At 69.9% G+C, this 17,056-nt stretch carries 14 protein-coding genes and 2 pseudogenes; 8 read left to right on the top strand and 8 right to left on the bottom strand.

The window, feature by feature from the left end; translation table 11 throughout:
- Nucleotides 1–4 precede the first annotated feature (4 nt).
- The gene (locus MTP03_RS21015; RefSeq protein WP_248489821.1) at nt 5–637 is read right to left on the bottom strand and encodes a TetR/AcrR family transcriptional regulator; all 633 of its coding nucleotides are present in this window, start codon (nt 635–637) and stop codon (nt 5–7) included.
- Nucleotides 638–687: 50 nt separating this feature from the next.
- Between MTP03_RS21015 and MTP03_RS21010 the strand changes: the two genes are divergently transcribed.
- From MTP03_RS21010 to MTP03_RS20990, 5 genes are all read left to right on the top strand, one after another.
- On the top strand, nt 688–2,391 hold the full coding sequence (locus MTP03_RS21010; RefSeq protein WP_371820820.1) for an FAD-binding dehydrogenase: 1,704 nt from the start codon (nt 688–690) through the stop codon (nt 2,389–2,391).
- Between the two features lie 56 nt (nt 2,392–2,447).
- Entirely contained in the window at nt 2,448–3,563 is a 1,116-nt protein-coding gene (locus MTP03_RS21005; protein ID WP_248489819.1) for a hypothetical protein, read from the top strand.
- Between the two features lie 21 nt (nt 3,564–3,584).
- On the top strand, nt 3,585–4,388 hold the full coding sequence (locus tag MTP03_RS21000; protein WP_248489818.1) for an SDR family oxidoreductase: 804 nt from the start codon (nt 3,585–3,587) through the stop codon (nt 4,386–4,388).
- Nucleotides 4,389–4,466: 78 nt separating this feature from the next.
- On the top strand, nt 4,467–4,904 hold the full coding sequence (locus MTP03_RS20995) for an Rrf2 family transcriptional regulator (protein ID WP_248489817.1): 438 nt from the start codon (nt 4,467–4,469) through the stop codon (nt 4,902–4,904).
- An 11-nt stretch (nt 4,905–4,915) separates the two neighbouring features.
- Nucleotides 4,916–6,091, top strand: a complete 1,176-nt coding sequence (locus tag MTP03_RS20990) for a globin domain-containing protein (protein WP_248489816.1) — start codon at nt 4,916–4,918, stop codon at nt 6,089–6,091.
- A gap of 57 nt (nt 6,092–6,148) precedes the next feature.
- On the opposite strand, the gene MTP03_RS20985 is transcribed toward MTP03_RS20990, so the two are convergent.
- The 5 genes and pseudogenes from MTP03_RS20985 to MTP03_RS20965 form a co-directional block, all read right to left on the bottom strand.
- Entirely contained in the window at nt 6,149–6,862 is a 714-nt protein-coding gene (locus tag MTP03_RS20985) for a polysaccharide deacetylase family protein (protein ID WP_248489815.1), read from the bottom strand.
- A gap of 7 nt (nt 6,863–6,869) precedes the next feature.
- A pseudogene (leuA, locus tag MTP03_RS20980) lies at nt 6,870–8,737 on the bottom strand (2-isopropylmalate synthase).
- A 283-nt stretch (nt 8,738–9,020) separates the two neighbouring features.
- Nucleotides 9,021–10,241 (bottom strand): mannosyltransferase family protein, encoded by a 1,221-nt coding sequence (locus MTP03_RS20975; protein ID WP_371821001.1) that lies wholly within the window; start codon nt 10,239–10,241, stop codon nt 9,021–9,023.
- Between the two features lie 47 nt (nt 10,242–10,288).
- The gene (locus MTP03_RS20970) at nt 10,289–10,540 is read right to left on the bottom strand and encodes a hypothetical protein (protein ID WP_248489813.1); all 252 of its coding nucleotides are present in this window, start codon (nt 10,538–10,540) and stop codon (nt 10,289–10,291) included.
- On the bottom strand, nt 10,525–11,094 hold the full coding sequence (locus MTP03_RS20965) for a hypothetical protein (protein WP_248489812.1): 570 nt from the start codon (nt 11,092–11,094) through the stop codon (nt 10,525–10,527). The genes MTP03_RS20970 and MTP03_RS20965 overlap by 16 nt, the downstream gene beginning before the upstream one ends.
- Nucleotides 11,095–11,353: 259 nt before the next feature.
- Between MTP03_RS20965 and MTP03_RS20960 the strand changes: the two genes are divergently transcribed.
- On the top strand, nt 11,354–12,619 hold the full coding sequence (locus MTP03_RS20960) for an aspartate kinase (protein WP_248489811.1): 1,266 nt from the start codon (nt 11,354–11,356) through the stop codon (nt 12,617–12,619).
- A gap of 2 nt (nt 12,620–12,621) precedes the next feature.
- Nucleotides 12,622–13,645: pseudogene (locus tag MTP03_RS20955) on the top strand (aspartate-semialdehyde dehydrogenase).
- A 331-nt stretch (nt 13,646–13,976) separates the two neighbouring features.
- Here the strand turns inward: MTP03_RS20955 and MTP03_RS20950 are convergent.
- Both MTP03_RS20950 and MTP03_RS20945 read right to left on the bottom strand, forming a co-directional pair.
- The gene (locus MTP03_RS20950) at nt 13,977–14,579 is read right to left on the bottom strand and encodes an MFS transporter (protein WP_248489810.1); all 603 of its coding nucleotides are present in this window, start codon (nt 14,577–14,579) and stop codon (nt 13,977–13,979) included.
- Nucleotides 14,558–15,229 (bottom strand): MFS transporter, encoded by a 672-nt coding sequence (locus MTP03_RS20945; RefSeq protein ID WP_248489809.1) that lies wholly within the window; start codon nt 15,227–15,229, stop codon nt 14,558–14,560. Before MTP03_RS20945 ends, MTP03_RS20950 begins: the two co-directional genes overlap by 22 nt.
- A 116-nt stretch (nt 15,230–15,345) precedes the next feature.
- Here MTP03_RS20945 and MTP03_RS20940 point away from each other — a divergent pair, with 116 nt between their 5' ends.
- Nucleotides 15,346–17,046, top strand: a complete 1,701-nt coding sequence (locus tag MTP03_RS20940; RefSeq protein ID WP_248489808.1) for a (2,3-dihydroxybenzoyl)adenylate synthase — start codon at nt 15,346–15,348, stop codon at nt 17,044–17,046.
- The last annotated feature ends 10 nt before the right edge of the window (nt 17,047–17,056 follow it).

Raw genomic sequence — 17,056 nt, 5'->3', positions numbered from 1 at the left:
CGCGTCAGCCCGGTGCGACGGCGACGTGCAGGCCGGCGGGAAGGAAGCGGGTCAGCAGGTCGCGGGCGGTGTCGGTATCGCCGTCGACCAGGCGCGACATCATCACGCCCTCGTAGAGGGCGATGGAGAACCGGGCGAGTATCTCCGCATCGGCCTGGGCCACGTCGAAGGCGGCGAGTGCGGCCGCGAGGCGGGCGCGGACCGCGCGATCGTGCTCGGCGAGCCGCTGGGCGGCGGAGGCGTCGCGCGCCGCGTACACGGTGAATTCGGTGGAGAGCAACGACCACCGGAGTTCGGCCGGATCATCCGAGCCCGCCGCCAGTGCGGCGCGACCGATCGCCTCGTCCAGCGTCGGCGCGGACTCGATGGCCGCGGCGATGCGGCCGATCTGATGTTCGGCGTGCCGGTCGAACAGGGCGAGGAACAGCGCCTCCTTACCGGAGAAGTTGGAGTAGAAGGCGCCGCGGGACAGACCTGCCCGGGCGCAGATCTCGTCCATGGACGCGGCATGGAAACCGAACTCGGCGAAGACGTCCAGGCCCGCGTCGAGGAACCGTTCGACGCTGCGCGCTCGTGTCCTGACTCCCTTGGCCACCGGATCCAGCCCTCCGTTGACGATTCCTGTGATGCGTGCCATGCTAGCGATAAATAGAACGTCTAGTCCAGTTATGACCGAGGGGAATGACGATGACGAGTACGGACCGCGGCGCGGTGGGGTCGGGCGGCTTCGAGCCCGACGCGATCGTGGTCGGTGCCGGTCTTGCGGGACTGGTGGCGGCGTACGAACTGTCCCGGGCGGGCCGGAGGGTGTTGATCCTCGACCAGGAGAACCGCGCGAACCTGGGCGGGCAGGCGTTCTGGAGCCTGGGCGGCCTGTTCCTGGTGGACTCGCCGGAGCAGCGGCGCCTCGGCATCAAGGACTCGTTCGAGCTGGCGTGGCAGGACTGGCAGGGCTCCGCCGGCTTCGATCGCGACGACGAGGACCGCTGGCCCCGGCAGTGGGCGCGCGCCTACGTCGAGTTCGCCACGCACCGCAAGCGCGACTATCTCCGCCGGCTCGGCCTGGGGTTCACGCCCGTGGTCGGCTGGGCGGAGCGCGGCGGCGGCGCGGCCGACGGTCACGGCAACTCGGTTCCGCGCTTCCACCTCACCTGGGGTACGGGCCCCGAGGTGGTCCGGGTGTTCCGAGAGCCGGTGGAGCGGGCGGAGGAGAAAGGACTGGTGCGCTTCGCGTTCCGGCATCGCGTCGACGAACTACTCCGTGACGCCGACGGTGCCGTGACCGGCGTGCAAGGTGCGGTGCTCGCCCCATCGGAGCTCGACCGTGGCGTGGCGAGCTCGCGAGACGTGGAGGGCGAGTTCGAGTTCCGCGCGCCCGCGGTGCTGGTGACCTCCGGTGGCATCGGCCACAACTTCGAGCTGATGGAGAAGTACTGGCCCACCGAACGGCTCGGGCCGTTCCCGAAGCACATGATCGCGGGCGTGCCGGCCCACGTGGACGGCCGGATGTTGGCGATCTCCGAGGCGGCGGGCGCGAACATCGTCAATCGCGATCGGGTGTGGGCCTATACGGAGGGCATTCACAACTGGGACCCGATCTGGCCGCAGCACGCGATCCGCATCATCCCCGGCCCGTCGTCGCTGTGGTTCGACGCCGACGGTAACCGCTTCGCCGCCCCGAACTTCCCCGGCTTCGATACCAATTCGACGATGAAGGCGATCCTCGAGACCGGCTACGACTACTCGTGGTTCGTGCTCACCGAGACCATCATCGAGAAGGAGTTCGCCCTGTCCGGGTCGGAGCAGAACCCGGACATCACGGAGAAGGACATCAAACTCGCTCTGGGGCGCGTGAAGTCGAAGGGCGCACCGGGCCCGGTCGAGGCGTTCAAGCAACACGGCGAGGACTTCGTGGTCGCCGACACCCTCGAGGAGCTGGTCGCGGGGATGAACGGCATCGGTCGGGGCGGCCACGTCGACCTCGACCACCTGCGCCGGCAGATCGAGGCCCGTGACCGCGAAACGGCCAACGCCTTCACCAAGGACGCCCAGGTGCAGGCGATCAGCAACGCGCGGAACTATCTGGGCGACAAGATCGTCCGCGTCGCCAGGCCGCACCGCATCCTCGATCCCGCGCACGGCCCGCTCATCGCGGTGCGGCTGAACGTTCTCTCCCGCAAGACCCTCGGCGGGCTCGAGACGGACCTCTCGGCGCGCGTCCTCGGGGCCGACGGTGCGCCCGTCCCCGGCCTGTACGCCGCAGGCGAGGTGGCCGGATTCGGTGGCGGCGGGGTGCACGGCTACAACGCGCTGGAGGGCACCTTCCTCGGTGGGTGCATCTTCTCCGGGATGACGGCGGGCCGCGCCGCCGCTGCGGCGACGGAGAGCTGACGGCCCGTTAAGCGGGAACCAGGCGGGCCCCAACAACGCCCGAATACGGTGCGGAGATGGAGTACACGCCGATCGCAGTCTTCTACCCGTCCACCATGCGGGTGGCTGCGACGGCGTCCGTCATCGGGTTGTGCGCGTGCGCCGTGGTGTTCGCCGTCGCGTGGGGCCACCACCCCCGCAACGCCGCGTTCGCCGTGCTCACCGTCGTGTCGGTCGCCGCGGCGATCGGCTGCGCCATCGCGCTCGCCCGCGTGGCGTCCAGGCTCGAGGTCGACGCGCAGGGACGGCTTCGAGTGCACTTCCCCCTGAAGCACGTGGACCACGATCTCCGAGCCGCCTCGATCCGCGTGGACCGCGACATCGTGACCAACTGGAACAAGTACCGATCGTGGGATGCGCCGCGGACCACGTTCACCGTAGACCTGGGAAACCGGAAACTGATGGTCCTCGCCATCGAGGAGGACGCCACCCACTTGGCGGGCTTCGGGGCCACTGTGACCAGGGTGCTGGGGCCCGACCGGGCGATGGAGGAGCCGCTGCCGATCGGCGAGTTCGAGGACGTCCACGTCCTCGCGGGCGGGGGGTACCGCGTGCCGGAGGGGGCGCGGATCCTCGGGCCGCTGGCTCTCGTCTACTGGGGCGGTGCCGCAGCGGGCCTGGCCCTGCTCATGCTCGCCGGGGGCATTCTGTGGACGGGGTTCGACGGCCCGCTGCGTGAGCCCGTGGAGTCCGGGCAGGCGCACGCCGCCACCATCGCGACGGCGGCACCGTCGGGAACGACGATCGCGCCGACGACGGAGCTGTCGCGCACGCAGGCGGGATGCCCGTTCGAGGCCAAGACGGTGCGGTGGCTGTGGGGCGCCGAGAGCGACACGGCGTTCACCGTGACCCACACGGTCACCGTCCCGTACGCCGAACGGGACCAGCGGGCGATGGTGGCGCGCCTGAACGATGCCGGATCCGAGCGCTACCCCTCGCGCAGCCTGGAGTCCTGGTACCGATTCGCGCAGTGGCGGATGACGGTGGAGCCCGATGACGCGGCGACATCTGGACCGCCGACGCTGGTCGCGACGGTGACCACGCCGTGCGTGCGTTCGTCGGACCTGGCGCGGTTCGGGGACGACTACGACGGGGCGCTCGGGCGCCTGGTCAACTGGCTGGCGCACGGCTGAGCCGCCAGTATCGTTGCGAGTATGACGCGGAAGGCATTGGTAACGGGGGCATCGTCGGGAATCGGCCTGGAGGTGGCGAAGCTGCTGGCGCAGAAGGGCTACCAAGTGCTGGGAACCAGCCGGAACCCGGACACGATCCCGGTCGACAAGCGGATCCCGGGGGTGGAGTACCTGGCCCTGGACCTTGCGGATCGGGACTCGGTGGCCGCCTGCGCCGCGGCTGCGGGCGCGGTGGACGTGGTGGTGAACAACGCGGGCGAGAGCCAGTCCGGGCCGCTCGAGGAACTCCCGGCGGATGCCGTGGACCGCCTGTTCCAGACCAACGTGTTCGGCGCGGTGCAGCTGACGCAACGGCTCCTGCCCGCGATGCGGGCGGGCGGGTACGGCCGTGTGATCATGGTGGGCTCGATGCTCGCGAGTTTCCCACTGGCCTACCGCGGTTCGTACGTCGCGGCGAAGGCCGCGCTCAAGGGGTTCGCCTCGGCCGCGCGGCAGGAACTCTCGCCGTTCGGGGTGTGGGTGAGCACTGTTGAGCCCGGGTCGATCGCGACCGGCATCGGGGAGCGGCGCACCAAGTACGTCGCCGACGACTCGGTGTACCGCAAGGATTTCGACACGATGATCGAGAACCTGGACGCGAACGAGCGCGCGGGGATCACCCCGCGACAGGTGGCGGAGACGATCGTGAAGGCGGTCGAGGCGGACAAGCCGCGCGAGTTCTACGCCGTCGGCAGCAACGCGCCGCTGGTGTTCCTGCTCAAACGCCTGGTGCCGGTCGAGGTGGTCTCCTCGATCGTGGCGCGCAAACACGGGTTGAAGCGCTGACGCGGATCTACTACATGGTGTCGTAGATCACTCGGATTAATATTGCATCGATCATGATGATTTGAATAGCCTGGTCACGTGCGGCTCACAGGGTTCAGTGACGTCGGGCTTCGGATCCTCATCCGGCTCGCCGTCCAGGAGGACGGGCACCGCATCTCGACGCGCGACATAGCCGACGAGATGCAGGTGTCCTACGCCCATGCGACGAAGGCCTGCGCGCATCTCTCGTCGCACGGGTGGATCGACGCGGACCGCGGCCGCGGCGGTGGGGTGACCCTCACCGCCGCCGGGCGCACCGCGCTCCTCGGTGATGTCGTCCGCTCGCTCGAGGGCGACGACGACACGGAACTCGTCGATTGCTCGGGACTCGAATGTCCGCTGCGATCGGCGTGCCGGCTCCGGACCGCACTCGCCACGGCCAACGAGGCGTTCTACGCCTCGCTGAACACCACGACGGTGGCCGCCCTGGCGCAGGCCCCGACCCGGGCGCTGGTGCTCGGGCTCACGACCGGATAGGACTTCTCACGATGCTTTCCGCAGCCCACAGGGACATCGTCTCGGCCACCCTCCCGCTCGTCGGCGGAGCGATCGGGGAGATCACCCCCGTCTTCTACCGACGCCTGTTCGCGGCCCACCCCGAGTTGGAGCGCGACCTGTTCAACCGTGGCAACCAGGCCAGCGGTGCGCAGCAGGCGGCGCTCGCCGGCGCCGTCGCGATGTACGCCACCATGCTGGTCGAGGAGAATCCGGAGACCCGCGCGCTGATCGAACGGATCGCCAACAAGCACGCGTCGCTGGGAGTTGCGCCGGACGCGTACCCGATCGTCCACGAACACCTGTTCGCGGCGATCGTCGAGGTTCTCGGCGCGGACACCGTGACGACCGACGTCGCGGAGGCGTGGACGGCCGTGTACTGGGCGATGGCCGACGACCTGATCGGCCGCGAGAAGCAGCTCTACGCGGCGGCAGGGGCCACCCCGGAGAGCACCTGGATCCCGGTCGTCGTCGTGGAACGAGACCAGCAGTCGCCGGCCACCGTCGCGTTCACCCTCGCGGCGCCCGACGGTGCGCCCCTCCCGGACTTCCATGCCGGGCAGTACATCTCGGTGTCGGTCACGCTGACCGACGGTGCCCGCCAGATCCGGCAGTACAGCCTCTCGCACGCGGCCGGCGTCGATCGCTGGCGCATCTCGGTCCGCCGCGACGGCGAGGTCTCCTCGCATCTGCACGAGTACGCCTTCGAGGGAACCGAGCTGTCGGTGTCGCGCCCGTTCGGCGACGTGTACCTCGACAGCGCCCCGTCGACCCCGCTCCTGCTCGTCTCCGCCGGTATCGGGATCACGCCCGTGCTCGGAATGCTCTACGCGCTCGAAACGGAGGCGCAGGGACGATCGGTCACCGTCGTCCATGCGGACCGCACCCGGGCCACCCACGCGCACAGGGCCGAACTCGCCGAGCTGGTCGCGCGCATACCCGGCGCCGAACTGGTGACGTACTACGACGAACTCCCGGACGGGTATCCGCTGGTCGCGGGGGAGCGACGCGGACGGATCGACCTGCGGGACATCGTCGTTCCCGCGGAGGGCAACGTCTACCTGTGCGGCCCCACGCCGTTCATGCAGGCGCTGACCCGCCAGCTCGCGGACGTGGACGTCGCCTCCGACCGGATCTACGCGGAGGCGTTCACCCCGCTCACGGCCTGAGCCCGGCCGACGGCGCACCGTCGGACCGAGGAATGGTGACGCGACCGCCGGACCGGATCAGCGCAGGGCGAGGAGCTGCTGGACAGTCACGAACCGGTAGCCGTCGGCGCGCAGACGTTCGATGATGCGCGGCAACGCTTCTCGGTCCGCTCCGCAGCCCGCCTCGCAGAACGGGTGCATCAGCACGATCGAGCCGGGCCGGACGTGCTCGAGCGTGTACCGCTCGATGGCGGCGGCGTCGCCCGCGTGGAAGGTATCGGGTTCCACGTCCCACGTCACCGTGGTGACGCCGCGTCGCGACAGCTCCCAGGGCAGGACGAACAGCTTCTTGCCGTAGGGCGGGCGGAACGTGATCGGCCCCCGGTAACCGGTGGCGCGGATCAGCGCGTCGGTGCGATCGAGCTCGCTGCGCACGAACCCCGGCGTCTCGTTCGTGCCCACCATCCGGCGGTGGCTGAACGTGTGGTTGCCCAGTTCGTGCCCCGCGGCCGCGATGCGCCGCCCCAGTTCGGGGGAGCGCTCGAGCTCGGATCCCAGCGCGTAGAAGGTGCCCTGCACGCCGAACCGGGCGAGGGTGTCCAGCACCTCGGCCGCGCGAGGCGTGGGGGCGTCGTCGAAGGTCAGGGCCACGACGCGTTCGGTGGTGTCCACGCGGTCGACGATCTCGCCGAAGAACTGGAACGAGCGCGACTTGCTCACCTGGAGGAGCCCGAACAGCACGGCGGCCGTGCAGAGCAGCACGGCCGCCGTGAGGATCAGGCGCTTGCGCACGGAGGCCCTAGGGCGCCCAGGTGCGGGTGGAGGCCTCGCCCACCGCCTCCTCGGCCGTGCGGACGCTGCCGTGGGCGCGGTTCACGGCCGAGACCAGCGCGCGCAGGGACGCGGTGGTGATCGACGGTGCGATGCCGACGCCCCACACGGTGCGGTCCTCGCCGCCGACCTTCACGATGGCCTCCACGTAAGCGGCGGCCTGCGCGTCGTCGCCGGCGGAGAGGGCGTGCTCGTGGTAGTCCAGCACGCGGACCTCGAACCCGACGCCGGCGATCGCGTCGACGAACGCCGCGAGCGGGCCGTTGCCCTCGCCGGAGATCTCCTGCTCCTTGCCGTCCACCTTGACCACCGCGTCGATGCGGTCGACGCCGCCGTCGACCTCCGACGCGGTGACCTTCTGACGCATGCGTTCCAGCGGCAGGATCGGATCGATGTACTCGCCGGAGAAGACGTCCCACATCTCCTTGGGCGTCACCTCGCCGCCCTCGCCGTCGGTGATCCTCTGCACGGACTGGCTGAACTCGATCTGCAGGCGCCGCGGCAGCTGCAGGCCGTGGTCGGCCTTCATGATGTACGCGACGCCGCCCTTGCCGGACTGGCTGTTCACGCGGATCACGGCCTCGTAGTTGCGACCCACGTCCTTCGGGTCGATCGGCAGGTACGGCACCTGCCACAGGATGTCGTCGATGTCCTTGTCGGCCGCGTCGGCGTCGACCTTCATCTGGTCCAGGCCCTTGTTGATCGCGTCCTGATGGCTGCCGGAGAAGGCGGTGTACACCAGGTCACCGCCATAGGGGTGCCGCTCGGGCACGGGCAGCTGGTTGCAGTACTCGACGGTGCGCCGGATCTCGTCGATGTCCGAGAACGTGATCTGCGGATCGATGCCGCGGCTGTACATGTTCAGGCCCAGCGTCACCAGGCAGACGTTGCCCGTGCGCTCGCCGTTGCCGAACAGGCAGCCCTCGATGCGGTCCGCGCCGGCCAGGTAGCCCAGCTCGGCGGCGGCCACGCCCTCGCCGCGGTCGTTGTGCGGGTGCAGCGACAGGATCACGCTCTCGCGGCGGGCGAGGTTGCGGCTCATCCACTCGATCGAGTCGGCGTAGACGTTGGGCGTCGCCATCTCGACGGTGGCGGGCAGGTTCAGGATGATCGGCTTCTCCGGCGTCGGCGCGATGATCTCGGTGACCGCGTCGCACACCTCCTTGGCGAAGGAGAGCTCGGTGCCCGTGTAGGACTCGGGGGAGTACTCGTAGCGCCACACGGTGTCCGGGTACTTCTTCTCCTCCTCGAGCACCTTGTGCGCGGCGTCGGTGGCGATCTTCTTGATCGCGGCCTTGTCGGCACGGAAGACGACGCGGCGCTGCAGCACCGAGGTGGAGTTGTAGAAGTGCACGATCACGTTCTTCGCGCCCTGGCAGGCCTCGAAGGTGCGCTCGATCAGCTCGTCGCGGCACTGGACCAGGACCTGGATCGTGACGTCGTCGGGGATGGCCCCGTCCTCGATGATCTCGCGGACGAAGTCGTAGTCCGTCTGGCTGGCGGACGGGAAGCCCACCTCGATCTCCTTGTAGCCCATGCGGACCAGCAGGTCGAACATGCGGCGCTTGCGCGCTGGGCTCATGGGATCGATCAGGGCCTGGTTGCCGTCGCGCAGGTCCACGGCACACCACAGCGGGGCGGTGGTGGCGACCTTGTCGGGCCAGGTGCGATCGGGGAGCGAGACCTGCTCCACCTCGTCGGCGAAGGAGCGGTACCGGTGGGTCGGCATGGCGCTCGAACGCTGTGGGTTCCACGACGGCTGCCCGGGGTGACGGGGCCTGCGGGAGCGGTGATCTTCGATACGCCGGAGGTGTAGGAATCGGCTGCGGGGCTCATGATGACGAGGCTACTTTCTGGGATCTCTCCGCGGATCGCGGGGAGGAAACCGGCAGTGAGACGCCGGGAGGGGGACTCGACCGGCGCAGCCGCGCCTGCACGGCTCAACCCGCGACGGGGAGCCGGTCTGGATCAGGCCCCGCCGCGGCAACCGAGGAGAAGGGCGCGCCGCTGCACACCACGAATGTAGCGCACGGGGTGCGGGCCCGGGAAGAGGGGCGGCACGGGCCGGGCCCGACGGTGCCGCTTCCTTCGGTCGCCGCGCCGATCGCGGGCCCCTCCGTCACATGGCGTGCGGGTACACGCTCACCATGTGGGCGCCGTACCAGCAGGTGATGGTGACGACGCCGACGCAGGTCCACACTCGCGTCGGTTTCGCCGTCTTGGCCAGCGCGATCGCGATCGGGATCAGCAGGACGAACGCGGGCAGCAACAGCCGCGGGCGCGACATCATCAGCCCACCCGAGCCGAGCAGTGAGACCACCACGAGCGATCCGTACAGCGTGATCGGCCATGGCATCTTCGCGCGGATCGCCAGCACGATCAGGACGATTGACGCGGCGAGCAGGCCCACCACCGACAGGTCGGCGATGTCGGAGCCGTTGACGAGCGTGTAGTTGACGAACTGCCAGGTCTGTACGCCGAGGTCGAACGTGGTGCCCCAGCCCTCCGTCTGGATCCGGAACCATCCCGTGAGGCTGCCGGTGTGGTTCGCCACGATCAGCAGGTAGGTCACCCAGCCCAGCGGAGTGAGGAGCACGCACGCGGCGGCCCGGACGCGCTCGGCACCGTCGGACGTGAGGACCGCGAGCAGCGCGGCGAGCGCGACCACCCCGATCAGCACCACCGACGTCGGTCGGCAGAAGCCCGCGAGCGCCGTGCAGAGGCCCGCGAGGAGCCACTTGCGCTCCATGACCCCGACCAGAGCCCATCCGGCCAGTGCGGAGTACAGGGCCTCGGTGTACGCCATCGTCAGGACGATGGACATGGGGGCCGCAGCGAACAGGACGGTCGTGAGCAGGCCGGTGCGCTCGGCGAGACGATCGGGGAGTCGCGGCATGTGCTCGACGCACAGTCGGCCCAGCCGGTACGCCGCGACCGCGGCCACGCAGCCCAGGATCACGTTCACGGTGAGCGCCGCGCGGTACGCGTCGAAACCGGGGAGCTGGGCGACCGCCCGCACCAGCATCGGGAAGCCGGGGAAGAAGGCGTACGCGGTGTCGGCGGTGTGCTCGCCGCGCGCGTCCACGAACCGCCACGGCATGTCGTCGTAGCCGTAGGTGGCCAGCCCGATCATCCACTTTCCGTCCCAGGCGGTCAGGAGATCGGCGAGGTTCTGGTTGCGCAGCTGTGCGAACCGGGCGAGCATCGCGAGCCCGATGCCGCGGATCGCGAGGTAGACGACGATCGGCAGCCATACCGTGCGGGTGCGGTCGAGCAGCGACGACGGTGCCGTCGCGGCACCGGTGTCGGCGAGGTCGGGGGCGGTCGGCACGCGTTGCATCGTACCGACGCGGTCGTCGCCCTCCCCGCGGCGCGCGGCGACCCCCGTCACGGCGCGCGCTTGATCCCGCACTGCACCGTGTTGGTGCCCTCGCGGGTGCTGATCTCCTTACCGTTGACGGAGATCGAGCAGCTGACGGTGCCGGTGCCCGTGACCCGCATCGTGAGCGCATCGCCGATCACCGCGGTGCCCTGCCAGTCCCACGGCAGGGTCGAGGCCGGCGGCACCGTCGAACTCGCGACTCCCACGATGAGCACCACCCCGACGCCCGAACCGCCCGCGCTCAGCTTGAGGGGCACGGCCGTGCCGCTCGACGGTGCGCCGCTCGGCGCCGTCGTCGTGGTGAGGAACCCGTCCGACTCGGTGGCGGGCTCGGTGGGGCCGGTCGTGGGCGCGGCCCCCGTCGTCGGGGCGCCGGCGGTGGTCGTGGTGCCCTCGGCGGAGAACGTGACCGGCGACGCGGTCGACGACGAGTCGTCGCGCAGGGTGAGCCCCGGCCCACCGCTGCGGCCACGGCGAGCACGGCGACGACGGCCGCGAGTGCGATGACCAGGCCCTTGCGCCCGCCCCCGCCGTTCGGGGGCTGCGGCGGCCCGGGCTGATAGCCACCCTGCTGCCCGTACTGCGGCTGCACGTACTGCGGCTGCCCGTACTGCGGCACGCCCTGCGGGTGACCGAACTGCCGGGTGCCCTGCGGCCCCTGCTGGTACCCGCCCTGCTGGTACCCGCCGCTCTGGTAGCCGCCCTGCTGGTACCCGCCGGCCTGGTACCCGCCCTGCTGGTAGCCGCCGGCCTGGTGGTACTGGCCGCCCGGGTACTGCCCGGGGTTCTGGCCGCCGCCGTGGGGATTCATCGGTTCTCCTCGATCGCGCTGATGCAACGATTATCCGCGCACCGGCTGAACGCGGGGTTGTGGACCGCTTGGACCCGTACGGATCGTCGCGGGCCGCGGTGCGATCGTTACGACGGCCCGCCTGGTCACGGGCCCCGAGCGGGTCCCCGCGCGGGGACCGGGGTGGGGGCACCGTCGTAGCGGGGAGGCGAGCGGCGATGCCGCGACCGGTACGATGACTCCAGCAGGTAGCCCGCGAAATGCAGGAGGAATCCCCAAAGTGGCACTCGTCGTCCAGAAGTACGGGGGCAGTTCCGTCTCCTCCGCCGAGCGCATCCGGCGCGTGGCCGAACGGATCGTCGAGACCAAGCGCGCGGGGAACGACGTCGTGGTCGTGGTGTCCGCCATGGGCGATACCACCGACGAACTGCTGGACCTGGCGAACCAGGTGTGCCCGGCTCCGCCCGCCCGTGAGATGGACATGCTCCTGACCTCCGGCGAGCGCATCTCGAACGCGCTGGTCGCGATGGCGATCCACTCCCTCGGGGCCGAGGCGCAGTCCTTCACGGGCTCGCAGGCCGGCGTGATCACCACCAGCAAGCACGGTGCCGCGAAGATCATCGACGTCACGCCCGGCCGCGTCCAGGCCGCGATCGACGACGGGAAGATCGTGCTCGTCGCGGGCTTCCAGGGCGTCTCGCAGGACACGAAGGACGTGACCACGCTGGGGCGCGGCGGCTCCGACACCACCGCGGTGGCCCTCGCGGCCGCCCTGAACGCCGACGTCTGCGAGATCTACACCGACGTGGACGGCATCTACACCGCGGACCCGCGGATCGTGCCCAACGCCAAGCACCTGAAGTCCGTCTCGTTCGAGGAGATGCTCGAGATGGCGGCGTGCGGCGCGAAGGTGCTCATGCTCCGGTGCGTGGAGTACGCGCGCCGCTACAACACCCCGGTTCACGTGCGCTCGTCGTACTCGACCAAACCCGGCACCATCGTCAACGGATCTATGGAGGACATCCCCGTGGAAGAGGCAATTCTCACCGGCGTCGCCCACGACCGCAGCGAAGCGAAGATCACCGTGGTCGGCCTTGAGGACAAGCCGGGCTACGCCGCCCGCGTCTTCCGCGCGATCGCCGATGCCGAGATCAACATCGACATGGTGCTGCAGAACGTCTCCAAGGTGGACACGGGCCGCACGGACATCACCTTCACACTGCCGCGCGAGCTCGGCCCGCTCGGTGTCGAGAAGCTCGAGGCGCTGCGCGCGGAGATCGGCTTCGATTCGGTGGTCTACGACGACCACGTCGGCAAGGTCTCGCTGGTGGGCGCGGGCATGAAGAGCCACCCGGGCGTCACCGCCACCTTCTGCGAGGCGCTGTCGCAGGCCGGCATCAACATCGAGCTGATCTCCACCTCGGAGATCCGGATCTCGGTCCTCATCCGGGACACCGAGCTCGACGAGGCCGTCAAGGTGCTGCACGACGCCTTCGACCTCGGCTCGGACGAAGAGGCCACCGTCTATGCCGGAACGGGGCGATAGTCATGGGCGTACGGGTAGGAGTGGTCGGCGCCACCGGCCAGGTGGGCGCCGTCATGCGGCAGCTGCTGCTGGACCGGGTTTTCCCGGCCGACGAGGTGCGGTTCTTCGCGTCCTCGCGCTCGGCGGGCAAGAAGCTGCCGTTCGGCGACCGCGAGATCGTCGTCGAGGACGCCGAGACGGCCGACCCGACGGGGCTCGACATCGCGCTGTTCAGCGCGGGCGCCACGATGTCGCGGGTGCAGGCGCCGCGGTTCGCCGCCGCCGGGGTCACCGTGATCGACAACTCGAGCGCCTTCCGTAAGGACCCGGACGTGCCGCTCGTGGTCTCGGAGGTGAACCCGGAGCAGGTCAAGGACCTGAAGAAGGGCATCATCGCCAACCCGAACTGCACCACGATGGCCGCGATGCCGGTGCTCAAGGTGCTGCACGACGAGGCGGGCCTGCAGCGGCTCATCGTCTCCTCGTACCAGGCGGTCTCCGGCTCCGGCCTGGCCGGCGTGGACGAATTGGTCTCCCAGGTTCGCGCCGTCGAGGCCGAGGCGGAGAAGCTGGTGCACGACGGTTCGGCGGTGGATTTCCCTGCGCCGAACAAGTACGTCGCGCCGATCGCGTTCAACGTGCTGCTGCTGGCCGGCGCCATCGTGGACGACGGTTCCGGTGAGACCGACGAGGACCAGAAGCTGCGCAACGAGTCGCGCAAGATCCTCGGCCTGCCGGACCTGCTGGTCTCGGGTACGTGTGCGAGTGCCGGTGCTGACCGGACACTCGCTGTCGATCAACGCCGAGTTCGCCTCGCCGCTGTCGGTGGAGCGGGCGCAGGAACTGCTCGCCGCGGCGCCCGGCGTGAAGCTGGTCGACGTGCCGACGCCGCTCGCGGCGGCCGGCGCCGACGACTCGCTGGTCGGCCGCATCCGGCAGGATCCGGGCGTGCCCGAGGGCCGCGGCCTCGCGCTGTTCATCAGTGGCGACAACCTGCGCAAGGGTGCGGCGCTGAACACCGTGCAGATCGCGGAACTGCTGGTCTAGGAGCTCCGCAGGCCAGGCGCCAACGGCGGCCGTGAGCAGTTCGGTCTGCCGGTCGAACGTGAGGTCGCCGGCCGGGAGGGCGGCGCTCGCGCCGTAGCCGGGGCGGTCGATCGCGGCCACGGAGTAGCCGAGCCGGGGGCCCAGGGCGAGAAGTGAATCGGGTCCGGTGTAGTACTCGCCGTCGTAGGTGCCGCCGTGGAGGGCGGCGATCAGTGCCCGTGGCGTCCCCTGTGCCGTGGCGATTCGCGCTCCGAGTTCGGCGCCGTCGGCGGCGAGCGATTCGATGGTGACGTCGTTTATGTGCGTGCTCCGTTCGTAAGGGTGGGACTGGTCAGGCGCCCGACGGTGCCGGGGTTGCGGTGCCGTGGATGTGCTGCTCGTCGGCGCGCCGGGGCACTAGGAGGCAGGCGACGCCGCCGACGAAGGCGACAGTGCAGAACGCCGCGGCGATCCCGCCGAAGGAGACACCGGCGCTGAGCAGGATTCCGCCGGCCAACGGGCCGGTCACGGCGCCCAGCCGTCCGACTCCCGTGCTGATGCCGAGGGCCGTCGCCCGGACCGAGATGCGGTAGTAGGTAGCGACGTACCCGAACAGCACGATCTGGGTGCCTATCGAGCCGGCGCCGGCGAGCAGGACCACCACGTACATGACCGCCATCGAGGGCATCATCGCCATGCCTCCAATCGCGAGCGTGGCAAGCAGGAAGTAGGCCGCCGCCACCGGACGGTTCCCGTACCGGTCGGCGAGCATCGCGCCTGCGACGCCGCCGGCGATCGCGCCCACGTTGAGGAGCACCTGGAAGGTGAGCGCCGAGCCCAGGCTGTATCCGGCGCCGCGCATCAACTCGGGGAGCCACGTGTTCAGGCCGAACACGAGGAGGAAGCCCGCGAAGTTGGCCAGTGCGAAGAGAGTCAGTGCGACCACGGCGGGCATGCCGAGCAGCTCGCGAGTCCTTCCTTCGGCCGGGGCGCCGGTGGGTGCGGTTCCGGGGTGTGCGCGGTCTCCGGGATGACCCGCCACGCGACCGGCACGACGAGGACCAGTGCTGTGGCACCGAGTGCCCACAGTCCACGGAAGCCGAGATCGCGGCCGAACGCGAGGGCGAACACCGCCGCGACGACTCCGCCGACCGGCAGCCCCGACAGCATCAGCGCGTTGAGCAGATTCTTCTGATGCGCCTTCGCCACCTCGATCACGAGCGCGATGGCGACCGGGGCGACGCCGCCGAAGCCGAGTCCGGCGATGAACCGGAACACGCCGAGGAGCTCGGGGTTGGGCGCGGCGGCGACCGCGAGCATCGCGACCGAATACCAGATGAGGCAGCCCAGGAAGAGCCGCCGGCGACCGAAGCGGTCGGTCAGTGTTCCGGCGAGGATCGCGCCGAAGAACATGCCGAGCAGCGCGTAGCTGCCGATCGCGCCGGCTTCGGTCCGGCTCAGTGACCAGGGCTCGTACGCGAGGAGATACGGCATCGTCGAGCCGTAGACGATCAGGTCGTACCCGTCGTAGACGATCGCGGCGAAACAGACCGCGACCACGGCGTACGGGTGGGTGAAGCCCCTGGTGGCTGGGCGACGGGTCATGGACACTCCTCGGGACTCGAAGCTGCGGTGAGAACGTGGCGTGGATCACGTTCGGTGACTCATCAAACGGGAGAACCCCTTGTGTTGTCAACAGTGATGTTGATATCTTGACTCGTATGTCAGCAGATCGTGCTTCCGGCCTCATCCGACCCGAGACGGACCCGGGCCTCATTGCGTATCCGCCCGAGTTCGTCGCCGACTACCGCGCTCGCGGCCTGTGGCAGGGGCGGTCCCTACCTGATGAATTCCTGGACGCGACAACGGCGTTCGCAGATCGCGACGCACTGATCACCCCTGAGGTTCGGTGGTCCTACGCGGACCTCGGCGACCGTGCCCTGCGGCTCGCGGCGGGGCTGCGCGCGGAGACGGACCTGCGACCGGGCGAGGCGATCATGTTCCAGATGGGGAACGTCGCCGAGACCGTGGTCGCCTACTTCGGGGCGCTCATCGCCGGTCTCCGCCCCGTGTGCACGCTGCCGCAGCACGGAACCCGCGAGGTCGGGCTGCTCGCGGAGCACGTCGGTGCCCGCGCCACCGTCGTCCAGGCCGATCACGGGCGGGGCGGGACTCTCGAGGTCGCGCGGGAACTCCACGCGGACGGCCGGATCGGGGTGGTCGTCGTCGCCCGGGGAGAATCGATCGGGGGGACGCCGACGCTGGAGCAACTCATCGAGGCCGGCGCCGGGGCGCCCGCGCCCGAGCCGGTCCACCCGGAGCAGATCGTCGTCTTCCAGTTGTCGGGCGGCACCACCGGTCTGCCGAAGGTCGCGCCCCGGCAGCACGAGGAGTACGTCTACAACTCCCGGGCCTGGGCCGAGACGCTGGGCTGGGGGACTGACACCAGGGTCCTGTACCCGCTGCCGGTGATGCACAACGCCGGCATTGCGCTCGCGGTGCAGCCCGCACTGCTGAGCGGCGCGGCGATCGTTCTGGCGCCCTCGGCGCAGATCCCGCTGCTCCTGGAACTGATCGAACGAGAGCGACCGACGTCGCTGCCGCTGGTGCCGCCGGCACTCGCGGTGCGCCTCCTGGAGGACCCGGCCAGCCGAAGCGCCGACCTCTCCAGCATCGAGCAGTTCATCGTGGGCGGACAGGCCCTCCCCGAGGAGGTCTCGATCCGGCTCCGGGACGAGCTGGGCATCGCGGTCCGGCAGATGTTCGGGATGGCCGAGGGCATGTTCCTGGTCAATCCCGACGGTGCGGGCGAGGACGTCCGGCACCATACGGTGGGCGCACCGATCTCTCGCGCCGACGAAGTGCGGATCGTGGAGGTGGGCGGTGACGAGGAGGTGCCGCTGGGCGAGATCGGCGAGTTCTGCGCGCGCGGTCCGTACACGATCCGCGGCTATTACCGTGCCGAGCAGCACAATCGGGACGCGTTCGACGCCGAGGGCTTCTACCGCACCGGGGATCTGGCTCGCGCGCACGACGCCGACGGGGTGCTCGTGTACTCGATCGAGGGCAGGATCAAAGACGTGATCAACCGCGGTGTCGAGAAGATCCACGCCGAGGAGGTCGAGGAGGTCATCCTCCGGCACCCGGACGTGATCAGCGCCGCGCTCGTCGCGATGCCCGACCCGGTCCTCGGCGAGCGCGCTTGTGCGTTCCTCATCGTGGAGCCCGCCGCCGCGGACCTCACCGTGGAGCGCCTCGGCGAGTTCCTGCTGGGCGAGGGGCTCGCCAAATACAAACTGCCCGAACGCGTGGAGATCGTCACCGAGTTCCCGCTGTCGAACGTGGGCAAGGTGTCGAAGAAGGATCTGCGGGAACGCATCGCAGCGGTATTGCGCGCCGGCGATTCCGGCGTCGCGGAATAAGGGAGGTCGG

The organism is Tsukamurella sp. PLM1 (assembly GCF_023168325.1).
In the GTDB taxonomy this organism is placed as follows: Bacteria; Actinomycetota; Actinomycetes; order Mycobacteriales; family Mycobacteriaceae; genus Tsukamurella.
The sequence above is the reverse complement of the archived record's forward strand: the minus strand, read 5'-3'. Positions and strand labels throughout refer to the sequence as shown.

What these genes read in the sequence shown, in the direction of transcription:
- MTP03_RS20990 (WP_248489816.1), top strand. Translation starts at nt 4,916, where the DNA reads ATGCTTTCCGCAGCCCACAGGGACATCGTCTCGGCCACCCTCCCGCTC.
- MTP03_RS20945 (WP_248489809.1), bottom strand. Translation starts at nt 15,229, where the DNA reads ATGACCCGTCGCCCAGCCACCAGGGGCTTCACCCACCCGTACGCCGTG.
- MTP03_RS20950 (WP_248489810.1), bottom strand. Translation starts at nt 14,579, where the DNA reads ATGCCCGCCGTGGTCGCACTGACTCTCTTCGCACTGGCCAACTTCGCG.
- MTP03_RS20975 (WP_371821001.1), bottom strand. Translation starts at nt 10,241, where the DNA reads ATGCAACGCGTGCCGACCGCCCCCGACCTCGCCGACACCGGTGCCGCG.
- MTP03_RS21000 (WP_248489818.1), top strand. Translation starts at nt 3,585, where the DNA reads ATGACGCGGAAGGCATTGGTAACGGGGGCATCGTCGGGAATCGGCCTG.
- MTP03_RS21010 (WP_371820820.1), top strand. Translation starts at nt 688, where the DNA reads ATGACGAGTACGGACCGCGGCGCGGTGGGGTCGGGCGGCTTCGAGCCC.
- MTP03_RS20965 (WP_248489812.1), bottom strand. Translation starts at nt 11,094, where the DNA reads ATGAATCCCCACGGCGGCGGCCAGAACCCCGGGCAGTACCCGGGCGGC.
- MTP03_RS20940 (WP_248489808.1), top strand. Translation starts at nt 15,346, where the DNA reads ATGTCAGCAGATCGTGCTTCCGGCCTCATCCGACCCGAGACGGACCCG.
- MTP03_RS21005 (WP_248489819.1), top strand. Translation starts at nt 2,448, where the DNA reads ATGGAGTACACGCCGATCGCAGTCTTCTACCCGTCCACCATGCGGGTG.
- MTP03_RS21015 (WP_248489821.1), bottom strand. Translation starts at nt 637, where the DNA reads ATGGCACGCATCACAGGAATCGTCAACGGAGGGCTGGATCCGGTGGCC.